Genomic DNA, 17948 nt, shown 5'->3' with positions numbered 1-17948 from the left:
GCGGGGGGCTCCTCGGAGGAACGGCGCGGCGAGGGAACGGACGGGGCGTCAGGTGGCCAAGTACCGTTCCACGGTTTCGACCTTGGAGGTGAGGCCGTCGGTGACGCCAGGTCGGATGTCGGCCTTCAGTACGAGGGAGACACGTCCGGCGCGGGCCTCGACGGCGGCGACGGCGCGCTTGACGACGTCCATCACCTCGTCCCATTCACCCTCGATCGAGGTGAACATGGCGTCGGTGCGGTTGGGCAGCCCCGACTCGCGGACGACGCGCACGGCGTCGGCGACGTACTCGCCGACGTCCTCGCCGACACCGAGCGGGGAGACCGAGAAGGCGACGATCACGCGTTCACCGTGCCTTCGCGGCGGGCGCGGGCGGCGATGACGCCGTCCGATTCGTACCGCTTGAGGAGCTTGTCGCCGTAGAGGCCGCCGAACGGCAGGAGGCAGAGCACGAAGAAGAGGGCGACCCGCTTGACCGGCCACTTCGCCTTGATCCACACGTCGAGCAGGAAGAGGACGTAGATCACGAAGAGGAGGCCGTGCAGGGCGCCCAGTGGCGGCATCAGGAAGTCGATGTCGGAGACGCGGCTGAGGATCGATCCGAAGATGATCAGCGCCGGGAAGGAGAGCGCCTCGGGAATCGAGATGAGGCGCAGCCGGTGCAGGGCGGTAGCGGTCTTGATGTCCACGGGGGCACCTTCGGTGGGAGGGTCGTCACGGCTTGTGAACGTATGCACAAGCCGCCCCCATTGTGGCACCGCCCGCCGGCCCCTCCTGCCCCGGGGCGGGCGGGGAGCGTGATGCGCACGGGACGGGGCACGGCCCGTGATCCTTTCCCGGACACTGGCCCGGGCGCCGCGCGGGCGGCTACCGTCGGTCCGTGGCGATGTTCCGACTCCAAGGCAGCAAGACGCTCGCCGTCGATCTGACGGGCGATGCCGTGAAGGCGAAGAACGGCTCGATGGTCGCGTACGACGGCCGGATGGCGTTCAAGAAACTGTCCGGCGGCGGTGAGGGCCTGCGCGGCATGGTGACTCGCAGGCTGACCGGCGAACAGATGACGGTGATGGAGGTGCAGGGGCAGGGCACCTGCTACTTCGCCGACCGGGCGAGCGAGATCAATCTCGTGTCGCTGCGCGGCGAGAAGCTGTGGGTGGAGGCGAGCAATCTCCTCTGCACGGACGCCGGTCTGCGCACCGGCACCAGCTTCACCGGGCTGCGCGGGGGCGCGACCGGAAACGGCCTGTTCACCACGACGGTGGAGGGGACCGGGCAGGCGGCGATCATGTCGGACGGCTCGGCGGTGGTGCTCCGGGTGACCCGGCAGTACCCGCTGAACGTCGACCCCGGCGCCTACATCGCCCATCAGGGCGACCTCCAGCAGCACTTTCAGTCCGGGGTGAGCTTCCGCACGTTCGTGGGCGAGGGTTCCGGGGAGTCGTTCCAGATCCGCTTCGAGGGCGAGGGGCTCGTGTACGTGCAGCCCAGCGAGCGGAACACGATCGGGGGCGACGTCTGATGCCGTTCCGTGAGATCAACTCGAAGATGATCGAGGCGACGGTCGTCCCCGGTCAGAAGATGTACAGCCAGCGCGGCGCGATGCTCGCCTACCGGGGCGAGGTCTCCTTCACGCCGAACATCCAGGGCGGCCAGGGCGGGCTGATGTCGATGATCGGCCGGCGGGTGGCCAACGAGGCGACCCCGCTGATGACGGTCGAGGGCAGCGGCACGGTGATGTTCGGCCACGGCGGCCACCACATCCAGGTGATCAACCTCGCGGGCGACACCCTCTACGTCGAGGCCGACCGGCTGCTGGCGTTCGACGGCACGCTCCAGCAGGGCACGATGTTCATGGGCTCGCAGGGCGGGGTCATGGGGATGGTGCGCGGCCAGGTGACCGGCCAGGGCCTGTTCACCACGACCCTCAAGGGACACGGCGCGGTCGCGGTGATGGCCCACGGCGGGGTGATCGAGCTGCCGATCACCCCCGGCCGCGAGGTGCACGTGGACCCGCAGGCGTACGTCGCGCACCACGGGGACGTGCGCAACAAGCTCTCCACCGCGCTCGGCTGGCGCGACATGGTGGGGCGCGGCTCGGGCGAAGCGTTCCAGCTGGAGCTCAGCGGCAGTGGTGCGGTGTACGTCCAGGCGTCGGAGGAGAAGCTGTGAGCACGCCCGTGATCTTCGATCCGACGACGCTGCCGTCGGACGACAACGTCAACGCGTACACCTTCTGCGTGGAGCTGAAGGGCAGTCAGTGGTTCCTCCAGAAGGGGAAGATGATCGCCTACTACGGGCGCATCGACTTCGACGGGGTGGGCAACGGCCGCTTCGACCGGCTGCTGCGGACGAGCTTCCACTCGCCGATGCACGCGAGCGACTGGGTGGTGGCCGAGGGCAGCGGCAAGATGCTCCTCGCGGACCGGGCCTTCGACGTCAACTCCTTCGACCTCGACAACGGCAACCTGACGATCCGCTCCGGCAACCTGCTGGCCTTCCAGCCGTCCCTGGCGCTGAAGCAGTCGATCGTGCCGGGGTTCCTCACGCTGATCGGTACGGGGAAGTTCGTGGCGGCCTCGAACGGGCCGGTGGTCTTCATGGAGCCGCCGCTGCGGGTGGACCCGCAGGCCCTGGTGGGCTGGGCGGACTGCCCGTCCCCGTGCCACCACTACGACCACGGGTACATGCGGGGCGTGATGGGCGGAGTGCGGTCGCTGACGGGGATCGGCGGGACGTCCGGCGAGGAGCACCAGTTCGAGTTCGTGGGTGCGGGGACGGTGCTGCTGCAGTCGACCGAGGTACTGATGGCCGAGCAGCCGGTGGGCGCGGTTCCGGTGGAGGCGGGGGTCCCGGGCGGGGGCCGTCCCGGCGTCCACGGCGGGGGTCAACCTGGGTCCGCACCCCGCCTCCCCGGCCAGCTGGGGGATCTCCAGCGCCGGTTCGGTCTGTGAGCGGTACTCTGCGGAGCGTGATTCCCAGGGGTACGCCCCGGGCCCGGCCTGTCCCGTGCCCGGAGTGCGGTGCGTGCCGTGCGCGACCCGGCGGCCGGCGGCGGATGCCGGGGTGAGTGCCGGGAGTCACGTCCCCCACTTCGTCCGGCTTTCAACTTCTTAGGTAGAATCCATATATGGAGACCGAGACGGCCACACGCTGGCTGAGCGACGCGGAACAGCGTGCCTGGCGCACCCACCTGGACGTCAGCAGGCTGCTGACGCACCAGCTGGAGAGAGACCTCCAGCCGTTCGGCCTGACCATGAACGACTACGAGATCCTCGTCAACCTCTCCGAGGCCGAGGACCAGCGGCTGCGGATGAGTGACCTCGCGTCGCTCACCCTCCAGTCCAAGAGCAGGCTCTCGCACCAGATCACCCGGATGGAGACCGCCGGGCTGGTCCAGCGCGAGAACTGCGAGTCGGACCGGCGCGGACTCTTCGCGGTCCTGACCGACCTCGGCGGGGAGACGATGCGGAAGGTGGCGCCGTACCACGTCGCCTCCGTCCGCAAGCACTTCATGGACCTGCTGACCCCCGAGGCACTGGCCGAGCTGCACGCGGCCCTCACCCCGATCGCGGACCATCTGCGCGGACGGCGCGGCAGGCCGTAGGCGTCCGCCCTGACGGGCCCGACCGGGCGGCCCGCACGCCGCCTTGCCGGACCCGTCAGAGATCCCCCGAGGTGACCCCCGCGACCAGTTCGTCGGCCGCGCCGTACGGGTCGAGCCGGCCCTCCACGATGCGCTCCGCCAGCGCTTCGAGCCGGCGGTCGCCGTGCAGGTCGGCGATCCGCTCGCGCAGGGCGCCGACGGCGATCGTCTCCACCTCCCGGGCCGCCCGCGCGGTGCGCCGGGCCGCCAGCACCCCGTGCTCCTCCATCCACGCCCGGTGCTTCTCCAGTGCCTCGACCAGCTCGTCGACGCCCTCGCCCCGGGCGGCCACCGTCTTCACGATCGGGGGCCGCCAGTCGCCCGGGCCCCGGGACTCCCCGAGCCCCAGCATGTGGTTCAGCTCCCGAACGGTGGCGTCCGCGCCGTCCCGGTCCGCCTTGTTGACCACGTACACGTCGCCGATCTCCAGGATTCCGGCCTTCGCCGCCTGGATGCCGTCGCCCATGCCCGGCGCGAGCATCACCACCGAGGTGTCGGCCTGCGAGGCGATCTCCACCTCGGACTGGCCCACCCCGACCGTCTCCACCAGGACCACGTCGCATCCCGCCGCGTCCAGCACCCGGACGGCCTGCGGCGCGGAGCGGGCGAGGCCGCCCAGGTGGCCCCGGGTCGCCATCGACCGGATGTAGACCCCGGGGTCCGAGGCGTGGTCCGACATCCGTACCCGGTCGCCCAGCAGTGCCCCGCCGGAGAACGGCGAGGACGGGTCGACCGCGAGCACCCCGACCCGTTTGCCGGCCTTCCGGTACGCGGTGACCAGCGCCGAGGTGGAGGTGGACTTGCCGACCCCGGGCGAGCCGGTCAGCCCGACGACGTACGCGTGCCCGGCCAGCGGGGCTAGTGCCGCCATCACCTCGCGCAGCTGCGGCGAGGCCCCCTCCACCAGCGAGATCAACCGGGCGACGGCACGCGGCCCGCCCTGCCGTGCCTGTTCCACCAGGGTGGGGACGTCCACCATCACCGCTCCGTTCCTCTCACCGTGTGCCGCGCCGCGCCGCCGGGCCGTGCGCCACCCTTACCAGTGCCGCGTCAGCCGAGGTCTGCCCCGTCGCGGCGTCAGGCACGCACTCTCGCCGCATCGGCCGAGAGCCCGAGTACGTCCAGTACGGGGGCTTCGGGCCGGCACGCCGGGAGCACGCACCCGACGCCGCTCCTCGACGGGGGGACCTTGGCTGACGCAGCACTACTTGCCCGGTACGCGGATGATCAGCGCGTCGCCCTGACCGCCGCCGCCGCAGAGCGCCGCCGCACCGGTACCGCCACCACGCCGCTTCAGCTCCAGCGCCAGGTGCAGCACCACGCGGGCGCCGGACATCCCGATCGGGTGGCCGAGCGCGATGGCCCCGCCGTTGACGTTGACCTTCTCCGAGGTGATGCCGAGGTCCTTCATCGACTGCACGGCGACGGCCGCGAACGCCTCGTTGATCTCCACGAGGTCCAGGTCGTCGACGGTCAGCCCCTCCTTCTTCAGGGCGTGCCGGATGGCGTTGGACGGCTGGGACTGGAGCGAGTTGTCCGGACCGGCCACGTTGCCGTGGGCGCCGATCTCGGCGATCCAGTCGAGCCCCAGTTCCTGGGCCTTGGTCTTGCTCATCACGACGACGGCGGCGGCACCGTCCGAGATCTGCGAGGAGGAGCCGGCGGTGATCGTGCCGTCCTTGGCGAAGGCGGGACGGAGCCTGCCGAGCGACTCGGCGGTCGTCCCGGGGCGGATGCCCTCGTCCTCGGCGAAGAGCACCGGGTCGCCCTTGCGCTGCGGGATCTCGACCGGGGTGATCTCGGCCTCGAAGAGTCCGTTCTCGCGGGCTGCGGCGGCGCGCTGGTGGGAGAGGGCGGCGACCTCGTCCTGCGCGGCGCGCTCCAGGCCCAGACGGGTGTTGTGCTTCTCGGTCGACTCGCCCATCGCGATGTTCTCGAAGGCGTCGGTCAGACCGTCGTACGCCATCGCGTCGAGCATCTCGATCGCGCCGTACTTGTACCCCTCGCGGGACTTGGGCAGCAGATGCGGGGCGTTGGTCATGGACTCCTGGCCGCCGGCCACGACCACCTCGAACTCACCGGCACGGATCAGCTGGTCCGCCAGCGCGATGGCGTCGAGCCCGGAGAGACACACCTTGTTGACCGTGAGCGCGGGGACGTTCATCGGGATGCCCGCCTTGACGGCCGCCTGCCGGGCCGGGATCTGCCCCGCGCCGGCCTGGAGCACCTGGCCCATGATCACGTACTCGACCTGGTCGCCGCCGATGCCGGCCCGGTCCAGCGCCGCCTTGATGGCGAAGCCGCCGAGGTCCGCGCCGGAGAAGCTCTTCAGGGAGCCGAGCAGCCGGCCCATGGGCGTACGGGCGCCCGCGACGATCACTGAGGTGGTGGTACCTGTCGTTCCTGACATGGGCACGGCCCCTAAGGAGGTGAGGGTGGTTAACGAGGGTTGACTTGAAAATGTACTGAGACGCCCACCGTCCGTCATCCGGCAGCGTGTGTGATCGCGCGCACCTTGCCAATCCTCCTCCCGGACGCTGCACTGGTCCCATGCTGACGCGGATCGACCACATCGGAATCGCCTGCTTCGACCTCGACACGACGGTGGAGTTCTACCGCTCCACGTACGGCTTCGAGGTCCACCACTCGGAGGTCAACGAAGAGCAGGGCGTGCGCGAGGCCATGCTGAGGATCAACGGCACCTCCGACGGCGGGGCCTCCTACCTCCAGCTGCTGGAGCCGACCCGGCCCGACTCGGCCGTCGGCAAGTGGCTGGAGAAGAACGGCGAGGGCGTCCACCACATCGCCTTCGGTACCGAGGACGTGGACCAGGACTCCTCGGACATCCGCGAGAAGGGGGTACGGGTCCTCTACGACGAGCCCCGCACCGGCTCCATGGGCTCCCGGATCACCTTCCTCCACCCGAAGGACTGCCACGGGGTCCTCACCGAACTGGTCACGTCCCGGACGGAGCACTGACCGCCGGATACCCGGCCCGGTAGAGTGGGCCGTTCCGGGCCGGGGCCGGGGCCGGGGCCGTGAAAACGTCCCTGTCGTTTGTCTGTCACCATTCCCCGGGGGGCCGCTCGCCGGCGGGCGGTCCTGTATGGAGAGTTGCGACCAGGGGACGGATGGGACCGCGCAGTGCGGGGCTACGAACGCCAGGAGAGCCACCGAGCTGAAGACGACCACCTCTCGCGGTTCGAAGCCGAGATGGACCGGCTGAAGACCGACCGGGAGAAGGCCGTCCAGCACGCCGAGGACCTCGGTTACCAGGTCGAGGTCTTGCGAGCCAAGCTGCACGAGGCTCGGCGCAATCTCGCGACCCGTCCCGCCTACGGCGGCGCGGACCTGGGATACCAGGCCGAGCAGATGCTCCGTGACGCCCAGGCCCAGGCCGAGCAGGTGCGGGCCGACGCCGAGCGCGAGCTCCGCGACGCCCGGGCGCAGACGCAGCGCATCCTCCAGGAGCACGCGGAGCACCAGGCCCGCCTCCAGGCCGAACTGCACAACGAGGCGGTCCAGCGCCGCCAGCGCCTCGACCAGGAGCTGGCCGAACGCCGGCAGACCGTCGAGGCCCACGTCAACGAGAACGTCGCCTGGGCCGAGCAGTTGCGCGCCCGTACGGAGTCCCAGGCCCGCCGGCTCCTGGAGGAGTCCCGGTCCGAGGCCGAGCAGTCCGTGAACGCCGCGCGCAGCGAGGCCGCCCGGGTCGCCGAGGAGACCCGCCAGCGGCTCGGCTCCGAGGCAGAGACCTCCCGCGCGGAGGCCGAGGCGATCCTGCTGCGCGCCCGCCGGGACGCCGAACGGATGCTGAGCACCGCCGCGGGCCAGGCGCAGGAGGCCACCCAGCACGCCGAGGAACTGCGGTCCACGACCACCGCCGAGGCCGACCGGGCCCGCCGGCAGGCCACCGACCTCCAGCGCTCCGCCGAACAACACGCCCAGGAGGCCGAGACCCGGCTGCGCGAAGCGCGGCTGGAGGCGGAGAAGCTCCTCTCCGAGGCCAAGGACGCCGCGTCGAAGACGCTGGCAGGGGCCGAGTCGCAGAACGAACAGCGCACCCGCACCGCGAAGTCGGAGATCGCCCGCCTGGTCGGCGAAGCCACCAAGAGCGCCGAGACGCTGAAGGAAGAGTCCGAGCAGGCCCTCGCCGACGCCCGCGCCGAGGCGGAGCGGCTCCTCGCGGAGGCGGCCGAGAAGGCGCGTACGGCAGCTGCCGAGGACACCGCCGCCCAGCTCGCCAAGGCCGCCCGCAGCGCCGAGGAGGTGCTGACCAAGGCCTCCGAGGACGCGTCCTCCACCACCCGGGCCGCGGCGGAGGAGGCCGAGCGCATCCGCCGCGAGGCCGAGGCCGAGGCGGACCGGCTGCGCGGCGAGGCCGCCGAGCAGGCGGACCAGCTCAAGGGCGCCGCCGAGGAAGGCACCAAGGAGTACCGGGCCAAGACGGTCGAGCTCCAGGAAGAGGCCCGTCGGCTGCGTGGCGAGGCCGAGCAGCTGCGCTCCGAGGCGGTCGCCGAGGGCGAACGCATCCGGGGCGAGGCCCGCCGCGAGGCCGTCCAGCAGATCGAGGAGGGTGCCCGCACCGCCGAGGAGCTGCTGACCAAGGCGAGGACGGACGCAGAGGAGCAGCGTGCCTCCGCCTCCGCCGAGAGCGAGCGGGTCCGCACCGAGGCCGGCGAGCGCTCGACGACCCTGCGCAAGCAGGCCGAGGAGTCCCTGGAGCGCGCCCGCGCCGAGGCCGAGGCACTGCGCGCGGAGGCCGAGGAACAGGCGGAGTCCACGAAGGCGGCGGCCGAGGAGGCCGCCGGTGCGCTGCGCGCCGAGACCGAGCGTCAGGTGTCTGCCCGCGCCGAGGAGGCCGCGGCGGAGCTGGACCGGCTGCGCACCGACGCCGAAACCCGGGTCGCCTCCGCCGAGGAAGCCCTCGGTACGGCCCGTGCCGAGGCGGAGCGCATCCGCCGCGAGACGGCCGAGGAGTCCGAGCGGCTGCGCGGCGAGGCCGCCGAGCGGCTGCGCACCCTCCAGGAGCAGGCCGAGGCGGAGGCGCAGCGGCTGCGCGACGAGGCCGCGGCCGACGCGGCGCAATCGCGTTCGGAGGGCGAGACCGTCGCCGTGCGGCTGCGCAGCGAGGCGGCCACCGAGGCGGAGCGCCTCAAGTCCGAGGCACAGGAGACGGCCGACCGGGTGCGGGCCGAGGCGGCTGCCGCCGCCGAGCGCGTCGCGGCCGAGGCGGCCGAAGCGCTGGAGGCCGCGCAGGAGGAGGCCAACCGGCGTCGCCGGACGGCCGAGGAGACCTTGGAGGCGGCCCGGTCCGAGGCCGGGCAGGAGCGCGAGCGGGCCCGCGAGCAGAGCGAGGAGCTCCTCGCGTCCGCCCGTACCCGGGTCGAGGAGGCGCAGACCGAGGCGCAGCGCCTCGTCGGCGAGGCGGAGAGCCGGTCGGCCGAGATGGTCGCCGCCGCCGAGCAGACGGCCCAGCAGGTACGCGAATCGGTCGCCGGACTGCACGAGCAGGCCGAGACGGAGATCGCCGCGCAGCGCACGGCCGCCGAGCAGGAGGCCACGCGGACGCGGACCGAGGCGCGGGAGGAGGCGGACCGGCTGCGCGCCGACGCCGCCGCGGAGCGGGAGCGGGCCGGCGAGGACGCCAACCGCATCCGTCAGGTCGCGGCCGAGGAGTCGGACGCCGCGAAGGCGCTCGCGGAGCGGACCGTCACGGACGCCATCGCGGAGTCCGAGCGGCTGCGCGCGGAGGCCGCGGAGTACAGCCAGCGGGTACGTACCGAGGCGTCCGACGCCCTCACGTCCGCCGAGCAGGACGCCTCCCGGTCCCGTGCGGAGGCCCGCGAGGACGCCAACCGCATGCGGTCGGACGCGGCGGTGCAGGCCGACCGGCTGGTCGCGGAGGCGACGAGCGAGGGCGAGCGCATCCGTCAGGAGGCGACCGACTCGTCGAACCAGCTCGTCGGCGAGGCCACGAAGGAGGCCGAGCGGCGGCGTTCGGAGGCGGCGAAGACCATGGCCTCGGCGCAGGAGCACGCGGCCCGCACCCGCGAGGAGGCCGCGAAGTTGCGGACCGACGCGGAGGAGGCGGCGGAGAAGCTCGGCAACGACGCCCGCGAGGAGGCCGAGCGCGCGCTGGACGAGGCGCGACAGGCGGCGGCCAAACGCCGGACGGACGCGGCCGAGCAGGCGGACCAGCTGATCAACAAGGCACGCGAGGAGGCTCTGCGCACCGCCACCGAGTCGGAGGCGCAGGCCGACACCATGGTCGACGCCGCCCGCAAGGAGGCCGTCCGGATCACCTCGGAAGCCACCGTCGAGGGCAACACCCTGGTGGAGCGGGCGCGCACCGACGCCGACGAGCTGCTGGTCGGCGCGCGGCGGGACGCCACCGCCACCCGGGAGCGCGCGGAGGAACACCGCACCCGGACGGAGGCCGAGGTCGAGGAGCTGCACGAGCGGGCCCGCCGGGAGACGTCCGAGCAGATGAAGACCGCCGGCGAGCGTGTCGACCATCTGATGAAGGTCGCCACCGAGCAGCGCGACGAGGCGGAGAAGAAGGCCAAGGAGCTGCTGTCGGACGCGAATTCGGAGGCCGGCAAGGTCCGGATCGCGGCGGTCAAGCGCGCGGAGTCCCTGCTCAAGGAGGCGGAGGCCAAGAAGGCGGAGCTCATCCGCGAGGCCGAGAAGCTGCGGGCCGAGGCCGAGGCCGAGGCGAAGCGTACGGTGGACGAGGGACAGCGGGAACTCGACGTCCTCGTGCGCAGGCGCGCGGACATCAATACGGAGATCTCCCGTGTCCAGGACGTGCTGGAGGCGTTGGAGTCTTTCGAGGTTCCGGCAGGAGGCGGGAAGGCCACCGGCGGGGGAACTCTCGGGGGCGGCATCAAGGCCGCCGCCGGCGCGGGCACCCGGGCGGGCGGCAAGCAGACGGAGGGCTGAGGGGCTGTCGGGGACGGGTGCCGGGGTGCGCGACCGCGTGCGACCGGCGTTTTCGGCCACCCTGGAGAGTGATCAGCGTCCCATGGGTCCGCCACCCGAAAGAGGTGTCATTCTCCAGATCAAACTGGTATCTCCACGCTGACACGCCGCTTTGGCCCCTAGGATTCCCTCTATCACCTCACCGGTCTCATTCGACAGGAAACCCATGAGCGACCCCTCTTCCCCCTTCGGCTTCGAGCTCGTGCGACGTGGTTACGACCGCGGTCAGGTGGACGACCGCATCACCAAGCTCGTCGCCGACCGTGATAGTGCGCTCGCGCGCATCACCTCCCTGGAGAAGCGCATCGAGGAGCTCCACCTCGAGACGCAGAACGCCCAGGCCCAGGTGAGCGACGCCGAGCCCTCCTACGCCGGCCTCGGTGCCCGCGTCGAAAAGATCCTCCGCCTCGCCGAGGAGGAGGCCAAGGACCTGCGCGAAGAGGCCCGCCGCGCCGCCGAGCAGCACCGCGAGCTGGCCGAGTCGGCCGCCCAGCAGGTGCGCAACGACGCGGAGAACTTCGCCGCCGAGCGGAAGGCGAAGGCCGAGGACGACGGGGTCCGCATCGTCGACAAGGCCAAGGGCGAGGCGACCACGCTGCGCACCGAGGCGCAGAAGGACGCCCAGCAGAAGCGCGAGGAGGCGGACGCTCTCTTCGAGGAGACCCGCGCCAAGGCCGCCCAGGCCGCCGCGGACTTCGAGACCAACCTGGCCAAGCGCCGCGACCAGTCGGAGCGCGACCTCGCGTCCCGTCAGGCCAAGGCCGAGAAGCGTCTCGCGGAGATCGAGCACCGCGCGGAGCAGCTCCGCCTGGAGGCCGAGAAGCTCCGTACGGACGCCGAGCGCCGGGCCCGCCAGACGGTGGAGACCGCGCAGCGCCAGTCCGAGGACATCGTGGCCGACGCGAACGCCAAGGCCGACCGCATCCGCAGCGAGTCGGAGCGCGAGCTGGCGGCGCTCACCAACCGCCGCGACTCGATCAACGCCCAGCTGACCAACGTCCGCGAGATGCTGGCGACGCTGACCGGCGCGGCCGTGGCCGCCGCCTCCTCCCCGGTGGACGACGAGCCCGCCACCCGTGGTGTCCCGGCCCAGCAGACCCGCTGACGCCGCCTCACACCCCCGGCCCACCTCCGTGCGCCCGGTTCCGCCTTTGTGGTGGCGCCGGGCGCGCGGCCGTTCTAGCGTGAACGCATGATCGAGCTCGAAGGACTGACCAAGCGCTACGGCCAGAAGGTCGCCGTCGATGCCTTGTCCTGCCGGATCAGACCCGGGATGGTCACCGGATTCCTCGGCCCGAACGGTGCGGGCAAGTCCACCACGATGCGGATGATGCTCGATCTGGACAACCCGACCAGTGGTTCGGTGCGCATCGACGGCAAGCGGTACCGCGAGCTGGACGAGCCGCTGAAGTACATCGGGGCGCTGCTCGACGCCAAGTCGATGCACGGCGGCCGGAGCGCGTACAACAATCTGCTCTGCCTGGCCCAGAGCAACCGCATCCCCGCCTCGCGGGTCGCGGAGGTGCTGGACACGGTCGGGCTGAGCGCGGTGGCGAAGAAGAAGTCGAAGGGCTTCTCGCTGGGCATGGGGCAGCGTCTCGGCATCGCCTCGGCGCTGCTGGGCGATCCGCAGATCCTGATGTTCGACGAGCCGGTCAACGGTCTCGACCCCGAGGGCATCCACTGGATCCGGAACCTGATGCGCGCGCTCGCCGCCGAGGGCCGGACGATCTTCGTCTCCTCGCACCTGATGAGCGAGATGGCCCTGACGGCGGACCATCTGATCGTGATCGGTCAGGGTCGGCTGCTCGCCGACACATCGATGGCGGACTTCATCCACCAGAACTCACGGAGTTTCGTGCGGCTGCGCTCCCCGGATCAGGAGCGGCTGCGCGACGCGCTCGCCGCCGGCGGCTTCACCCCGGTCGAGGCGGGGAACGGCACCCTGGAGGTCGACGGCGCGACGAGCGAGCAGCTCGGTGAGCTGGCCGCGCGCCATCAGCTCGTCCTCCACGAACTGAGCCCGCAACGGGCCTCGCTGGAGGAGGCGTTCATGCAGATGACGGCGGGTTCGGTGGAGTACCACGCGCACGGGGACGCCGAGACCGCCGGCGGCGCGGGCCCGGTCCCGCCGGCCGCGGCCGGCGGTCCCGGACAGGCAGGTCCCGGACAGGCAGGCGGGCGCTGGGGCGCCGGCTGGAACGACACCGGCGGCGGAGCCGGTACCCGCACCGACGGCAAGGGGGTGTGACCGATGGCATCGGTACCCGCGGTCCTGACCTCCGAGTGGACGAAGATCCGCACGGTCTCGTCCACCACGTGGACGCTCATCTCGGCCTTCGTCGTCACGGTGGCCATGGGAGCCGCCCTGAGCGCGCTGTTCAAGTCGCGGTTCGACGACCTCGACGCCACGGAACGGGCGACCTTCGACCCCACCTTCGTCAGCTTCTCCGGAATGATCCTCGGCCAGCTCGCGATGGTCGTCTTCGGCGTACTGGTGGTCGGTACGGAGTACAGCTCCGGGATGATCCGTACCTCGCTGGCGGCCGTGCCCCGGCGCGGCACGCTCCTCTTCAGCAAGATCGCGGTGGCCGGGGCGCTCGCCCTGGTCGTCGGGCTGGTCACCAGCTTCGTCGCCTTCCTCCTCGGGCAGGCGCTGCTCGGTGATCACGGCACGGACCTCGGCGCGGACAACGTACTGCGCGCGGTGGTCGGCGGTGGCCTCTACATGGGCCTCATCGCGGTCTTCTCGATGGGCGTGGCCGCGATGCTGCGGAGCTCGATGCTCTCGCTGGGCATCCTGATGCCCTTCTTCTTCCTCGTCTCGCAGATCCTGTCCTCGGTCCCGGGAGCCAAGACGGTGGCCCGCTACTTCCCCGACCAGGCCGGATCCAAGATCATGCAGGTGGTCCCGGACGCCATGGGCAGCGACAAGGCTCCGTACGGGCCGTGGGCCGGACTGGGCATCATGCTGATCTGGGTGGTCGCGGCGCTGGTGGGCGGCTACCTCGTGCTCCGGAAGCGGGACGCGTAAGGGCCGAAGGGGCTCGGAAACCCGCGGACGCAGAGGCTCACTCCTTCGGAGGTTCGGCCGGAGAGACCTCCGTGGTCGCTCGTCGCTGTGGAGCAGGCGGGCCCGCAGTCCTCACGCCCGATTCCACTTCGAACAGAGAGGATTCTCCGAGTACTTCCGGGGCCCACGGCTCGCCCCGGCGCGAGCCGGGCGGCGCGGAGGAAGGCGGGAAGCCGTACACGGCGGGCCGGCACGGCGCACGCACTCCCCTCCGGCGGCCCCGCCACGTGGCGCCCGACGGGATCGGTGGCGCCTTCGCCGGAACCGTCCGGGCCTGGTTATCCTCCTCACTCACACGGGGGCATACGGCCGAGCGGGCCGGGCCCCGACGACAGATGAGTCGATGGGGCTGGGAATGATCGAGGCAGTCGGCCTGACCAAGCGTTACGGCGCACAGACGGCCGTGGACAACCTCTCCTTCCGGATCAGGCCAGGAGTGGTCACGGGGTTCCTCGGCCCGAACGGGTCGGGCAAGTCCACCACCATGCGGATGATGCTCGGGCTCGACCGGCCGACCTCCGGCCATGTGACGATCGGCGGCCACTCCTACCCGAGCCTGCCGAACGCGCCGCGCCAGGTGGGCGCGCTGCTGGACGCGAAGGCGGTGCACGGCGGGCGCAGCGCCCGCAACCACCTGTTGTCGCTGGCCCAGCTGGCCGGCATCCCGGCCGCCCGGGTCGACGAGGTGCTCGGCGTGGTGGGCCTGCGCGAGGTGGCCCACCGGCGCTCCAGGGGCTACTCGCTCGGGATGGGACAGCGGCTCGGCATCGCGGCGGCGCTGCTGGGCGATCCGCAGGTGCTGCTCTTCGACGAACCGGTCAACGGTCTCGACCCGGAAGGCATCCTCTGGGTCCGCAACCTGATGAAGGCGCTGGCGGCAGAGGGCCGTACGGTCTTCGTCTCCAGCCACCTGATGAGCGAGATGGCCCTGACGGCGGACCATCTGATCGTGATCGGGCGCGGCAGGCTGCTCTCCGACATGAGCATCAAGGAGTTCATCTCGGTCAACTCCGCCGACTTCGCCCGGATCAGGGTGGCCGAGGACGCGCCGGAGTCCCGCGAGAAACTGACCGCCGCCCTGACGGGGGCGGGCGGACGGGTGCTGTCCGAGCCGGACGGCGCACTGCGGGTGGCCGGGCTGCCGCTGCCGGGGATCAGCGACCTCGCGCACGGGGCCGGTGTGCGGTTGTGGGAACTGTCGCCGCACCAGGCGTCCCTGGAAGAGGCGTACATGCGGATGACGCAGCACGTCGTGGACTACCGTTCCACGGACGACGCGAAGGCGGGGCTCCGGCCGCCCACGCCCCCGTACACCGTCCCGCAGCCCGCCCAGGGTGCCCCCGGGTACGGGCAGCCACCGGTGACGCAGCAGTGGTACGCGCCCGCGCCGCCCGGCCGGAATCCGTACGCCACCGACGGGTCGACCGCCCCTGCCGCCCCGGCGCAGGCCGTGTCCGCCCCCGTCGCGCCCGCACCGCCGGTGTCCGCCCCGGTCGCGCCCGCGCCGACTGCCCCAGCACCTGCCCCTGCCCCCACCCCCGCCGAGCAGAAGACCAGCGAGGACTCCCGATGACGACGTCGGCCACACCACCGCTCCCCCAGGCCGACCCGCAGCCCGGTCCGGGTACCGCCTTCCACGGACCGGCCGTCCCCGGCGGGATTTTGCGACTCAGCAACTACGTCTCGCCGATCCCGGTCCGCCCGGCCACCCTCGGCGACGCGCTGGCCTCCGAGTGGACGAAGATCCGCTCGGTGCGCTCCACGATGTGGACGCTCGGCACCATGGTCGCGCTGCTGCTGGGCATCGGTCTGCTCGTCGCCTTCGGGGTGAACGCGGCGAGCGATCCGGGCATCGGGGAGGAGGGCGGAGAGGTGCTGAGCCTCGGCTTCTTCGGGGTGCTGCTCGGCTCGATCTGCGTGATCACGCTCGGCGTGCTGACCATCGCCTCGGAGTTCGGCACCGGCATGATCCGTACGACGTTGACGGCGTGCCCGAGCCGGAGCCGGGTGCTCATGGCGAAGGCGTTCGTCTTCTTCCTGCTGGTCTTCGTCCTCACCACGGTGACCGCGGCCGTCGTGGCCATGCTCCAGACGGCCATCCTCGGCGGCGGCTCCTCCGCCTCGGGCGCCGACTGGATGCGGGCCACCGTCGGGGTCGGGCTGTACACCGCGCTGCTGGGGCTGCTCTCGCTCGGTATCGGCACGATCGTCCGGCATTCGGCGGGGGCGATCACCATCATGATCGGAGTGGTGCTGCTGCCGCTCGTGCTGGCCCTGTTCATGGCCGTGGACCAGCTGAGCCGGCTCCGGGAGCTGCTCTTCGAGTACTCCGTCCCCAGCCAGATCGCCGCACTCTACGACTCCTCGATCACCGACTCCGGTCCGTCCGGCTGGGACCCGGTGGCGATCATGTTCCTGCTGGCCGCAGCCGTCCTGCTGGTCGCCAACCTGGCGCTGAACCGGCGCGACGTCTGACGCGCCGCCGCCACGCCCCGCGCGCGCATCAGTGACGCGGGGCGTTCCGGGACCGCTGCACCCGCGTGGTGCGGCGGTCCTTCGCGTTCCAGCACGCCTTGTGCCAGTGCCGCCGGTCGTCGATGCCGCCGTACTCGGGCCACGCCACCAGGTGCGGCACGCCGGACGGGATCTCCTGGTCGCAGCCGGGGCAGCGGTAACGCTTGCCCTGCGCACTCGCGCCGGCCACCGGGCGCACCGACCACTCCTCGCCCTGCCAGCTCTCGGTGGCCTGGCCGCCGCCGTACCGGTCCCCCGTGAGGCTCGCGTCGGCGGACGGGCTTTCGCCGCTCTTGGGGCGGTTGCGGCGCGGAGACACGGGACACCTCACGGGGCTGCGGCGGGGACAGGGACTTCCAGCCTAAAGGGGTGGGGGGACCGACGGGGGACCCCGGTACGCACCCACCGGCCGCCCTCGCGTGACGGGCTCGGAGGCGGGCAACGGAGGTAGTTACCGGAAAATCGCAACATTTTCTCCCCGGCCCGTGCCTTTGGCACGTGTCAGGCGTTGATGCCGGTAGGGGAAAACCGCGTCGGCCGCAAGGAGGCAGAAGGCGATGCGCGTGGGAACGTTCGTACTGGCAGCACAGTTTCCGGGGCAGGGGCAGGGCGAGGCCCTGCACCGGGCGGTCCGGACCGCCGAGGTGGCGGAGGAGTCGGGGCTCGACTCCGTGTGGCTGGCGGAGCACCATTTCGTGCCGTACGGGGTCTGCCCCTCGGCCGTGACACTGGCCGCGCTGCTGCTCGGCCGCACCCGCAGAATCCGGGTCGGTACGGCGGTCAGCGTGCTGCCGACCCAGCACCCCGTGGCGCTCGGCGAACAGGCGGCGCTGCTCCACCTGACGGCCGGCGGCCGGTTCAGCCTCGGTGTGGGCCGGGGCGGGCCCTGGGTGGACCTGGAGGTCTTCGGCGCGGGCCTGGAGGCGTACGACAGCGGCTTCCCGGAGTCCCTGGACCTGCTGCTCGACTGGCTGCGCGAGCCCCGGGTGGCCGGGCGCGGAAGCCGCTACCCCTTCCGCGAGGTGGCGGTGGTGCCGCGCGCGGACGAGCTGCTCGACGCGGACGGGGCGCCGCTGCCCGGCCCGGAGGTGATCGTGGCGTGCACCTCGCCGAAGACGGTGCGCCTCGCCGCCGAGAAGGCCCTGCCGATGCTGCTCGGGATGCACTGCGGGGACGAGGAGAAGGCGGAGATGGTCGCGCTGTGGCGCCGGAGCGCCCGGGAGGCCGGTCATCCGCCGGAGACCGTCGCGGCGGCCGCGCACGTCTCGGCCGGTGTGGCCCAGATCGGGGACTGCCGGGAGGACGCCGTGCAGACGCTGGTGAAGGCGATGCCCGAGTGGCTGCGGGACGGCCTGGGCAAGCACGTGACCGTCGACGGCCGGTTCCGGGTGATGCGCGACCCCGTGGCGTACACCGAACTGCTCTGCGGGCTGCACCCGGTGGGGCCGCCGCGGTTCGCCGCCGACCGGCTCGCGGCCACGGCCGAGCGCACGGGCATCACCCGCTTCGCGCTTCTCTCCGAGGGTTCCGGCGACCTCGGGGCGACGGAGGAGAACGTGCGCCGGCTGGGCACCGAGGTGCTGCCCCTGCTGGTCTGAGGGACACGGTGACACCGACGCGCGGGTGTACCGGTCCGTCGGCGGCACGCGACACCGCCGCTCCGAGGCGGGGCCGTCTCCCGGGGGCACCGGCCCCGGCCCGGAGCGGCGGTGGAGACGTTCAGCAGTCCCGGAG

17 protein-coding genes are annotated in these 17948 nt (G+C 72.0%); 12 read left to right on the top strand and 5 right to left on the bottom strand.

Features of this window, described 5'->3' with window-relative positions:
* Positions 1 to 48: 48 nt before the first annotated feature.
* The gene (locus ACFWEP_RS18010) at positions 49 to 342 is read right to left on the bottom strand and encodes an MTH1187 family thiamine-binding protein (RefSeq protein ID WP_266709201.1); all 294 of its coding nucleotides are present in this window, start codon (positions 340 to 342) and stop codon (positions 49 to 51) included.
* Positions 339 to 689: a DUF3817 domain-containing protein gene (locus ACFWEP_RS18005; RefSeq protein ID WP_387371272.1), complete on the bottom strand. Its 351-nt coding sequence runs from the start codon at positions 687 to 689 to the stop codon at positions 339 to 341. Before ACFWEP_RS18005 ends, ACFWEP_RS18010 begins: the two co-directional genes overlap by 4 nt.
* Positions 690 to 886: 197 nt before the next feature.
* Between ACFWEP_RS18005 and ACFWEP_RS18000 the strand changes: the two genes are divergently transcribed.
* The 4 genes from ACFWEP_RS18000 to ACFWEP_RS17985 all read left to right on the top strand — a co-directional run bounded on the left by ACFWEP_RS18000 (position 887) and on the right by ACFWEP_RS17985 (position 3604).
* Positions 887 to 1519: an AIM24 family protein gene (locus ACFWEP_RS18000; protein ID WP_387371273.1), complete on the top strand. Its 633-nt coding sequence runs from the start codon at positions 887 to 889 to the stop codon at positions 1517 to 1519.
* Positions 1519 to 2169, top strand: a complete 651-nt coding sequence (locus ACFWEP_RS17995) for an AIM24 family protein (protein WP_387371271.1) — start codon at positions 1519 to 1521, stop codon at positions 2167 to 2169. Before ACFWEP_RS18000 ends, ACFWEP_RS17995 begins: the two co-directional genes overlap by 1 nt.
* The gene (locus ACFWEP_RS17990) at positions 2166 to 2951 is read left to right on the top strand and encodes an AIM24 family protein (protein WP_387371270.1); all 786 of its coding nucleotides are present in this window, start codon (positions 2166 to 2168) and stop codon (positions 2949 to 2951) included. The genes ACFWEP_RS17995 and ACFWEP_RS17990 overlap by 4 nt, the downstream gene beginning before the upstream one ends.
* A gap of 176 nt (positions 2952 to 3127) precedes the next feature.
* A complete protein-coding gene (locus ACFWEP_RS17985) occupies positions 3128 to 3604 on the top strand; it encodes a MarR family winged helix-turn-helix transcriptional regulator (RefSeq protein WP_387371269.1) in 477 nt (158 codons plus the stop codon).
* A 55-nt stretch (positions 3605 to 3659) separates the two neighbouring features.
* On the opposite strand, the gene meaB is transcribed toward ACFWEP_RS17985, so the two are convergent.
* The gene (gene meaB / locus ACFWEP_RS17980) at positions 3660 to 4622 is read right to left on the bottom strand and encodes a methylmalonyl Co-A mutase-associated GTPase MeaB (RefSeq protein WP_387371268.1); all 963 of its coding nucleotides are present in this window, start codon (positions 4620 to 4622) and stop codon (positions 3660 to 3662) included.
* Positions 4623 to 4847: 225 nt separating this feature from the next.
* Positions 4848 to 6053, bottom strand: a complete 1206-nt coding sequence (locus ACFWEP_RS17975; protein WP_387371267.1) for an acetyl-CoA C-acetyltransferase — start codon at positions 6051 to 6053, stop codon at positions 4848 to 4850.
* A 140-nt stretch (positions 6054 to 6193) separates the two neighbouring features.
* On the opposite strand from ACFWEP_RS17975, the gene mce reads away from it, so the two are divergent.
* The 7 genes from mce to ACFWEP_RS17940 all read left to right on the top strand — a co-directional run bounded on the left by mce (position 6194) and on the right by ACFWEP_RS17940 (position 16175).
* Complete coding sequence (gene mce / locus ACFWEP_RS17970) at positions 6194 to 6622, top strand: methylmalonyl-CoA epimerase (protein WP_387371266.1); 429 nt, start codon at positions 6194 to 6196, stop codon at positions 6620 to 6622.
* 165 nt (positions 6623 to 6787) lie between these two features.
* Entirely contained in the window at positions 6788 to 10588 is a 3801-nt protein-coding gene (scy, locus tag ACFWEP_RS17965; RefSeq protein WP_387371265.1) for a polarized growth protein Scy, read from the top strand.
* A gap of 205 nt (positions 10589 to 10793) precedes the next feature.
* Positions 10794 to 11732, top strand: coding sequence for a cellulose-binding protein (locus tag ACFWEP_RS17960; protein WP_266709183.1), 939 nt, complete (start codon positions 10794 to 10796; stop codon positions 11730 to 11732).
* Between the two features lie 87 nt (positions 11733 to 11819).
* Positions 11820 to 12878: an ATP-binding cassette domain-containing protein gene (locus tag ACFWEP_RS17955; RefSeq protein WP_387371264.1), complete on the top strand. Its 1059-nt coding sequence runs from the start codon at positions 11820 to 11822 to the stop codon at positions 12876 to 12878.
* A gap of 3 nt (positions 12879 to 12881) precedes the next feature.
* The gene (locus tag ACFWEP_RS17950; protein ID WP_387371263.1) at positions 12882 to 13661 is read left to right on the top strand and encodes an ABC transporter permease subunit; all 780 of its coding nucleotides are present in this window, start codon (positions 12882 to 12884) and stop codon (positions 13659 to 13661) included.
* 394 nt (positions 13662 to 14055) lie between these two features.
* Positions 14056 to 15273, top strand: a complete 1218-nt coding sequence (locus tag ACFWEP_RS17945) for an ATP-binding cassette domain-containing protein (RefSeq protein WP_387371262.1) — start codon at positions 14056 to 14058, stop codon at positions 15271 to 15273.
* On the top strand, positions 15270 to 16175 hold the full coding sequence (locus ACFWEP_RS17940) for an ABC transporter permease (RefSeq protein ID WP_387371261.1): 906 nt from the start codon (positions 15270 to 15272) through the stop codon (positions 16173 to 16175). Before ACFWEP_RS17945 ends, ACFWEP_RS17940 begins: the two co-directional genes overlap by 4 nt.
* A 28-nt stretch (positions 16176 to 16203) precedes the next feature.
* On the opposite strand, the gene ACFWEP_RS17935 is transcribed toward ACFWEP_RS17940, so the two are convergent.
* Positions 16204 to 16533, bottom strand: a complete 330-nt coding sequence (locus ACFWEP_RS17935; RefSeq protein ID WP_328719389.1) for an ATP/GTP-binding protein — start codon at positions 16531 to 16533, stop codon at positions 16204 to 16206.
* Positions 16534 to 16771: 238 nt separating this feature from the next.
* On the opposite strand from ACFWEP_RS17935, the gene ACFWEP_RS17930 reads away from it, so the two are divergent.
* Positions 16772 to 17812: an LLM class flavin-dependent oxidoreductase gene (locus ACFWEP_RS17930; protein ID WP_387371260.1), complete on the top strand. Its 1041-nt coding sequence runs from the start codon at positions 16772 to 16774 to the stop codon at positions 17810 to 17812.
* Positions 17813 to 17948: the final 136 nt, after the last annotated feature.

It is taken from the genome of Streptomyces sp. NPDC060198 (assembly GCF_042728415.1).
Classification (GTDB): domain Bacteria; phylum Actinomycetota; class Actinomycetes; order Streptomycetales; family Streptomycetaceae; genus Streptomyces.
Note: the sequence above shows the minus strand (reverse complement) of the source record. Positions and strands in the feature narration are given on the sequence as shown.

Bases quoted from the DNA above. Each gene is read 5' to 3' on its own strand.
- ACFWEP_RS18000 (WP_387371273.1), top strand. From the start codon at position 887: ATGTTCCGACTCCAAGGCAGCAAGACGCTCGCCGTCGATCTGACGGGC.
- ACFWEP_RS17945 (WP_387371262.1), top strand. From the start codon at position 14,056: ATGATCGAGGCAGTCGGCCTGACCAAGCGTTACGGCGCACAGACGGCC.
- ACFWEP_RS17975 (WP_387371267.1), bottom strand. From the start codon at position 6,053: ATGTCAGGAACGACAGGTACCACCACCTCAGTGATCGTCGCGGGCGCC.
- mce (WP_387371266.1), top strand. From the start codon at position 6,194: ATGCTGACGCGGATCGACCACATCGGAATCGCCTGCTTCGACCTCGAC.
- ACFWEP_RS17930 (WP_387371260.1), top strand. From the start codon at position 16,772: ATGCGCGTGGGAACGTTCGTACTGGCAGCACAGTTTCCGGGGCAGGGG.
- ACFWEP_RS17960 (WP_266709183.1), top strand. From the start codon at position 10,794: ATGAGCGACCCCTCTTCCCCCTTCGGCTTCGAGCTCGTGCGACGTGGT.
- ACFWEP_RS17950 (WP_387371263.1), top strand. From the start codon at position 12,882: ATGGCATCGGTACCCGCGGTCCTGACCTCCGAGTGGACGAAGATCCGC.
- ACFWEP_RS17985 (WP_387371269.1), top strand. From the start codon at position 3,128: ATGGAGACCGAGACGGCCACACGCTGGCTGAGCGACGCGGAACAGCGT.
- ACFWEP_RS17995 (WP_387371271.1), top strand. From the start codon at position 1,519: ATGCCGTTCCGTGAGATCAACTCGAAGATGATCGAGGCGACGGTCGTC.
- ACFWEP_RS17940 (WP_387371261.1), top strand. From the start codon at position 15,270: ATGACGACGTCGGCCACACCACCGCTCCCCCAGGCCGACCCGCAGCCC.
- ACFWEP_RS17955 (WP_387371264.1), top strand. From the start codon at position 11,820: ATGATCGAGCTCGAAGGACTGACCAAGCGCTACGGCCAGAAGGTCGCC.
- meaB (WP_387371268.1), bottom strand. From the start codon at position 4,622: ATGGTGGACGTCCCCACCCTGGTGGAACAGGCACGGCAGGGCGGGCCG.